Source organism: Pseudoalteromonas sp. TB41, from assembly GCF_000497975.1.
GTDB lineage: Bacteria > Pseudomonadota > Gammaproteobacteria > Enterobacterales > Alteromonadaceae > Pseudoalteromonas > Pseudoalteromonas tetraodonis.
Genome location: NZ_AUTH01000102.1, coordinates 21,644 through 29,010 on the forward strand (window position 1 = coordinate 21,644; position 7,367 = coordinate 29,010).

Annotated in this window: 5 protein-coding genes; all 5 read right to left on the reverse strand. The window is 41.5% G+C overall.

The genetic code is table 11. From position 1 onward, the window contains the following. Positions 1 to 26: 26 nt before the first annotated feature. The 5 genes from L641_RS0117910 to L641_RS0117930 all read right to left on the reverse strand — a co-directional run bounded on the left by L641_RS0117910 (position 27) and on the right by L641_RS0117930 (position 7,284). Positions 27 to 1,661, reverse strand: a complete 1,635-nt coding sequence (locus L641_RS0117910; RefSeq protein ID WP_013465625.1) for a CTP synthase — start codon at positions 1,659 to 1,661, stop codon at positions 27 to 29. Positions 1,662 to 1,818: 157 nt separating this feature from the next. Next, entirely contained in the window at positions 1,819 to 2,643 is an 825-nt protein-coding gene (mazG, locus tag L641_RS0117915) for a nucleoside triphosphate pyrophosphohydrolase (RefSeq protein WP_024602670.1), read from the reverse strand. Further along, a complete protein-coding gene (gene relA / locus L641_RS0117920; RefSeq protein ID WP_013465627.1) occupies positions 2,624 to 4,780 on the reverse strand; it encodes a GTP diphosphokinase in 2,157 nt (718 codons plus the stop codon). The genes mazG and relA overlap by 20 nt, the downstream gene beginning before the upstream one ends. Before the next feature lie 8 nt (positions 4,781 to 4,788). After that, entirely contained in the window at positions 4,789 to 6,114 is a 1,326-nt protein-coding gene (gene rlmD, locus L641_RS0117925) for a 23S rRNA (uracil(1939)-C(5))-methyltransferase RlmD (protein WP_024602671.1), read from the reverse strand. 33 nt (positions 6,115 to 6,147) lie between these two features. After that, positions 6,148 to 7,284, reverse strand: coding sequence for an ISAs1 family transposase (locus L641_RS0117930; RefSeq protein WP_024602346.1), 1,137 nt, complete (start codon positions 7,282 to 7,284; stop codon positions 6,148 to 6,150). Positions 7,285 to 7,367 lie beyond the last annotated feature (83 nt).

Genomic DNA, 7,367 nt, shown 5'->3' on the forward strand with positions numbered 1-7,367 from the left:
GCGCAATATGCACAGCCTTTTTTAAATTACGAAGACGCTTTTTGGTAGGTATGAGCCGCAGCTACAAACCCTTCAAATAGCGGATGACCATCGCGTGGCGTTGAAGTGAATTCCGGGTGGAATTGCGCTGCAATAAACCAAGGGTGATCTTTATTTTCAATAATCTCTACTAGCTTTTTATCTTCAGATAAACCAGTAAAGCTTAAACCTGCTTGTTCAAGCTGTGCAACGAAGTTGTTATTAACTTCGTAACGGTGACGGTGACGTTCAACAATTTCGTCGCTGCCATACACTTCGTGTACTTTAGAGCCAGGCGTTAAATGGCATTTTTGTGCGCCTAAACGCATTGTGCCACCTAAATCAGACTTTTCATCACGTACTTCTACGTTACCCTCAGCGTCTAGCCACTCAGTGATTAAACCAACCACTGGAGCCTCTGAGTTTGCATTAAATTCCGTTGAGTTTGCATCAACTAAACCGGCAACATTTCGTGCGTATTCAATTAGCGCAACCTGCATACCTAAACAAATACCTAAGTAAGGCACTTTGTTTTCACGAGCATATTTAGCCGCTAAAATCTTACCTTCAACACCACGACCACCAAAACCACCTGGCACTAAAATAGCATCTAAGCGAGAAAGAATATCCGTTCCTTTAGTTTCTAAGTCTTGTGAATCAACGTATTGAATATTAATAGTTAAACGATTTTTTAGTCCCGCATGTTTTAATGCTTCGTTTACTGATTTGTATGCATCCGGTAATTCAATGTATTTACCAACCATACCAATTGTCACTTCACCCGTTGGGTTAGACTCTTGATACAATACTTGTTCCCACTCAGCTAAATCAGCCTCAGGCGCGTCTAAATGGAAACGACGACATACAAAGTTGTCTAACTCTTGCGACTTTAATAACGCAGGGATTTTATAAATACTGTCTACATCAGGCAGTGAAATAACGGCTTTTTCTTCAACGTTTGTGAACAATGCAATTTTTGCACGCTCGTTATTTGGCAGCTTACGATCTGAGCGACAAATAAGAATATCTGGTTGAATACCGACTGAGCGTAACTCTTTAACTGAGTGCTGAGTTGGTTTTGTTTTCACTTCACCGGCAGGGCCTAAGAATGGCACTAGCGTTAAGTGAATAAATAGCGCACGTTCACGACCAATCTCTGTGCCCATTTGACGAATAGCTTCGATAAATGGTTGTGACTCAATATCACCTACCGTACCACCAATTTCAACGATTGCTATATCATGGCCTTCTGCGCCATCATAAACACGTTGCTTAATATCATTAGTGATATGAGGAATAACCTGAATTGTTGCGCCAAGATATTCGCCACGTCTTTCACGACGTAGTACATCTTCATATACGCGCCCTTGCGTAAAGTTATTACGGCTGGTCATTTTGGTGCGAATAAAACGTTCGTAGTGACCTAAATCAAGGTCCGTTTCTGCGCCGTCTTCGGTAACGTATACTTCACCGTGTTGAATTGGGCTCATTGTGCCTGGGTCAACGTTGATGTAAGGATCCAGCTTTAAAATGGTAACATCTAAGCCACGGGCCTCTAAAATAGCGGCCAACGATGCTGCTGCAATACCTTTACCCAACGAAGAAACAACTCCGCCAGTAACGAAGATAAATTTTGTACTCATGCGAACCCTAGAATATCAGGAATTAAAAGGAATATAATACCCAAACAAGTGATTTTGGAATATAAACAAGACGGGGCGAAATTGTACCAAAACATAGCTAAGCAATCCAGCTAAAATTGGTAAATCTGTGCACAAAAAACAAACATTTTTTATGTCCCTATTTATTTAGTTTTTTTATCGCATCCCATGCTGCATCCATTTCCTCTAAAGACGCAGAATCAATACATTTACCCTGTGCAATTAAGTAGTTTTGTACCTTTTCAAACCGTGCAGAAAACTTATCGTTGGCACTGCGAAGCAGTTGTTCGGGGTCGCGTTTAACATGGCGCGCTACATTAACAGTAGCAAACAGCAAATCACCTAGCTCTTCTGCTGTATGATCTGAGTATGGGTCATGAGCTAAGGCTTCTTTCACTTCTTCAACCTCTTCACTCACTTTATCAATAGCACCGTGATAAGTCGGCCAATCAAACCCTAACGCAGCGACCCGTTGCTGAATTTTTTTAGCTTTTGTTAAGCTAGGTAAACTGTTTGGTATATCTTGCCAAAGTACTGAGCTTTGGCCTTGGGGTTTAGCCGCACGCTCTTGTGCTTTTATTGCTTGCCACTGCGCAGCTAATTCGGCATCGGTTTTAGGTGTGTCTTGCGCTGAAAATACATGCGGATGACGACGCACCAACTTTTCATTTAACTGTGCCACTACATCGTTAAAATTAAATAATTGCTGCTCTTGTGCTAGTTGCGCATAAAACACGATTTGAAAAAGTAAGTCGCCTAACTCATTTTTTAAATCGCTTAAATTATTCGTTTCAATACAATCAGCCACTTCATAGGCTTCTTCAAGAGTATGCGGCACGATTGACGCAAACGTTTGCTTGAGATCCCAAGGGCATCCGCCCTCAGGGTTTCTCAGTGTTTGCATTATTTCCAGCAGTTGGCTTATAGCCTCATTATTAGCCTGATTACTGCCCTCGTTTTGCACTGTGCACCCCTTCTATCTGGTGTAACTTAGAAAGCACTTTATTTGTGCCTTGTAAGTCATGCACTTCTATTTGCATCACAAAAATAGCCGTTTGAGTGCTATCAACCGTGTTGACATTCATATTGAGCACATTGACTTTTTCATTCGCCAAAGCAGAACTAATATCACGAATTAAACCAGACCGATCGCTGGCTTCAATACGAATAGTTAACGCGTAGGAGCTGCTAATATCATCTGACCAACTTACTGAAATAACGCGCTCTGGGTGCTTGTTTTTTAAATTACTAAACGAGTCACAATCCTCACGATGCACGGCAATGCCACGGCCTTGGGTAATATACCCAATAATTTCATCCCCAGGTACAGGGCGGCAACAGCGAGCAACATGGCTCATTAAACTGCCTACTCCATCAACCACAATACCGTTTTTATCGCCAGTCACTTTACTGGGCGATTTAAAGCGAATAACCGGCTCGTGCTCCGTTCTATCGGTAATAAAGTTGAGCATTTGGTTAAGGCGAATATCGCCTGCACCAATGGCGACCATTAAGTCATCAAGCTCTCTAAAGTTAAAACGCTTTATCGCTGGGTCTAAATCTTTGTAAGTTAACTCTAACTTTTGTAATTCGTTATCAAGGATTTCTTTACCCGCGCTTAAATTTTTATCGCGGTCGAGCTGTTTAAACCAATGGTGGATTTTGGCTCTAGCGCGAGAAGACTTAATGTAACCTAACGACGGATTTAGCCAATCACGACTTGGATTTGGCTGCTTTTGGGTCAGTATTTCAACCTGATCGCCGGTACTTAATTGATGAGTAAACGGCACTATTTTGCCAAATATTTTTGCACCAATACACCGATGCCCTACATTGGAGTGAATGTAGTAAGCAAAATCAAGAGGCGTTGCCCCTAGCGGTAAGTCAAAAATATCTCCACGTGGAGTAAACACATAGACGCGGTCTTCAACCACTTGGTTTTTAAGCTCTTGCGCTAAATCGCTGCCATCAACCACTTCTTCTTGCCATTGCAGTAACTTACGCAACCAGCTAATTTTTTGCTCATAGCCTGAACCACGCCCTGGTAACGCACCTTCTTTGTACATCCAATGTGCGGCAACGCCCAGCTCTGCATCTTGATGCATGTCGTGCGTTCGGATCTGAATCTCAACAGTTTTACCTTCGGGGCCAAATACTACGGTATGAATAGATTGATAGCCATTTTGTTTTGGGGTCGCAACGTAATCGTCAAATTCTTTATTTAAATGGCGCCAATTAGTGTGCACTATGCCTAGGGCACCGTAGCAATCTTGCAGGCGCTCAACCACAATTCGCATCGCGCGTATGTCAAACAGCTGATCAAACTCGTAGTTCTTTTTCGCCATTTTTTTATAAATGCTGTAGATATGTTTTGGCCTGCCGTATACCTCGGCTTTAATACCCGCTTCATGTAGGCGCTGTTTTACTTGCTCAACCATATCAGCCATATACGCTTCACGGGCAAGGCGCTTATCATCAAGTTGTTTAGCTATATTTTTATAAATATCTGGGTGTAAATAGCGAAAAGCTAAATCCTCTAGCTCCCACTTTAATTGGCCAATACCAAGGCGATTAGCAAGCGGTGCAAATATATCCGCAGTCTCTTTGGCTGCAATCACTCGTTCTTCTTCAGCGGCGTCTTTTACGTTGCGTAAATGGCACACCTGTTCGGCTAATTTAATCACCACGGCACGCACATCTTCCACCATAGCAAGCAACATACGGCGAATATTATCGACCTGCACGGTACCATTGCCTTGATGAGCTAACGTACTTATGGTGGCCATTTGCGACACACCCGTTAATAACACCGCAACATGATTTCCTAAATGCTCTTCGACAGCGTCAATGCTCACTACATCATTTAAATAATAAGGGGTTAAATAGGCGGTGGCTAACGAGTCAGCATCTAAATTTAGCTCAACCAAAATCTCCACCATCTCTATGGCGGTATTTTGGCGTTCGCTGTTATCACAAGTTTGGCAAAGTTGCTGCGCTTTATTGAGTAAGCTAATTTTTTCCTGAGACAAATCAAGAGATTCTACGCGTGAAAAAAAATCACCCGCTTTGTCATGTTGATGAGATTGACGTGTCGCTACCATAATGCGCTTTACCTCCGTTGAAATAACGCCATAGTTTCGATATGCCCCGTATGAGGGAACATATTCATTAGCCCTATTTTATTAAGTTCAAAGCCGGCTTGCGAAATAATAGCGCTGTCACGGGCTAAAGTAACAGGGTCGCAAGAGACATATAAAATCGCTTTAAACTGCGTTAATGGAAGCTGCTCTAAAACTGCCATAGCACCAGTGCGAGAGGGGTCGAGTACTAAAATATCTAACTCTTTATTAAACCACGGCGCTTTTTTAATACTCGTGGTTAAATCAAAACAATGAAATTGAGTATTTGTAATAGAGTTAGTGTGCGCATTTTGCGTCGCTAATGCAACCGCCGAAGTAACGCCTTCAATTCCTGTTACTGTTTTAGCCTGCTTTGCTAACACTAAAGAGAAGTTACCAATACCACAAAATAAATCCAGTACATTTTCATCACCTTGTAATGCTAACCAGCTCACCGCTTGAATTAACATTGCCTGATTTACACTCGCATTGACCTGAATAAAGTTATTTAGTCCAAATTCAAATTTTATATCTAACTGATCAAGCTTATAAAATGGCATCGCTAAATGGGCATGATCAATGGTATCGCTATCACTTTGCCACACTAATTGCCAATGATATGCCGAGACACTTTGCTCAACAAACGCTTTATCTGTGGGCGAAATGGCTTTTGTATGACGAATAACAATAAAGTGTTGCTCATCTGCAGCGCATAACTGCAAATGACTTATACTGTGCAGCGCCTTATTATGATTAATTATGTTATCAAATACGTTAAATACCTCTGCAAATACGTCACTTAATACTGGGCAATGATTAATGCTAACAATACTTTTAGAGCCACGTGCTCTATAGCCTACCCGCATTTTTTTTGCTGCTTTGTCGAACATTACGGCAATGCGGGCACTACGTCGGTAATGCGTTGCTTGGCTTAGCAGCGGAGTTTGCCAGTTTAAATCAGTTAATTTTGCAAACTTGGCAAATAATTGATTTACTGCTGCTTGCTTTTCAACGACTTGTTGTGTGGCATCTAAATGCTGCAACTGACAACCACCGCATTGGCTGTAGTGTTCACAAATGGGTGTAGTGCGATATTCACTGGCTTTGAGTATTTTAAGCGTGTCAGCTTGGCTGTAACGTGCTTTATCATCAACTAACTTGGCTTTTACTCGCTCATCAGGTAATGCCCCACTGACAAAACACACTTTATTATTGTACTTAGCAATACCACGTCCGTGGTGATCCATAGCCGTTATATCAAGTTCAAGTGATTGCTGTTGAAGTGGTTTTTTCTTTGCTTTAAATATTTGTGCCATTAGGCATTACCTTAAAAGGTTGATGAATCACGGCTAGCGCATTTTAATCCCAGATTCTAACAGGGTTGAGCGATAATCATCGTCTAGCCCTGCCATTTTCTTTTTTCTCGCCATACTGGCTGTTTTAGTTGTATCTTGTTTAAATAACGCCATGGCTATTTTTCTCATTACGTTAAAAACAAGGGGTCCTTGCTTCTTACGGATTCTTGATTCATCTTCCCTAAAGTTCATATCCAACATCCAATGCATACTTTCAACCTGCCAGTGGCTTCGTACCGCATTAAGTGCTTGCTCCGCACCTAACGCTAACGAACTAATATACCAACGCGTTTCTATCGTGTCTGTACCTGATGATTTATCGTGAACCTCAGCGGTTACTTGAATAACACTCTTTAAGCCAGACCATTGGTAGATTTTATCTAACCAGCTTTTATCAATAAGCAATTGCTGACAAACCCTTGTTTCAATGCGCCCATGCCCTGAGCTTATTTCGGTATGTTTATCATAGTTGCTATTGGTCAATCCTTCGCGCTCACTCTTGTGCCACCAAGCTTCTAATTCACTCTGCATACCTGAATGGTTACCTTTGAGCGCTAGGATATAATCAGCTTTTTGTTTAATTATTTGTTTCGCTATTTCTTGCTGGCAGCCCATAGCATCAAGTGTAATGATGCTATTTTCAATATCTAGCATGGTGAGTAACTCAGGTATGGCTGTGATTTCATTTGTTTTGCTATCAACGGCTGTTTGCCCTAAAACTAACTGGTGTTGGCAGCTCCATGCACTGACGGTATGTAAAGCACTTTTTCTATCTTTGGTTGTAAATGAACGACGTGCAGTTTTTCCATCCATAGCAATAATATCAGCACCCGTGGTTTCAATAAGTGAAGATATCCAAGATTGAAATGCATGCTCTATTTCATCTGATTTTAACCGACAAATGACACGGGCTATGGTGTCGTGTCTTGGAATACCCGCGTTGAAAGCGCCATATCTTTTTAACCAATCAAGTTTTAGATGCCCAAAGTCTTCAATATCCTCCCATCCTTGTGCACCGGAGATTACTGCACTAATGGCTAAAAGGAGAATATCGATAAGCTCATGCTTTTTACAGCGTTCAATGCGAGGATCGGTAATTGAATTAAAGTGTTTCAGAAAAGTAGCGCTCATATTTTACGTGACCAAGGTGATTATTATGTCTTGATCTGATCACTACATATTCTATAAGTTCAATTTATAATGATCTTGCCGTG

What these genes read in the sequence shown, in the direction of transcription:
- L641_RS0117910 (WP_013465625.1), bottom strand. Translation starts at nt 1,661, where the DNA reads ATGAGTACAAAATTTATCTTCGTTACTGGCGGAGTTGTTTCTTCGTTG.
- relA (WP_013465627.1), bottom strand. Translation starts at nt 4,780, where the DNA reads ATGGTAGCGACACGTCAATCTCATCAACATGACAAAGCGGGTGATTTT.
- rlmD (WP_024602671.1), bottom strand. Translation starts at nt 6,114, where the DNA reads ATGGCACAAATATTTAAAGCAAAGAAAAAACCACTTCAACAGCAATCA.
- L641_RS0117930 (WP_024602346.1), bottom strand. Translation starts at nt 7,284, where the DNA reads ATGAGCGCTACTTTTCTGAAACACTTTAATTCAATTACCGATCCTCGC.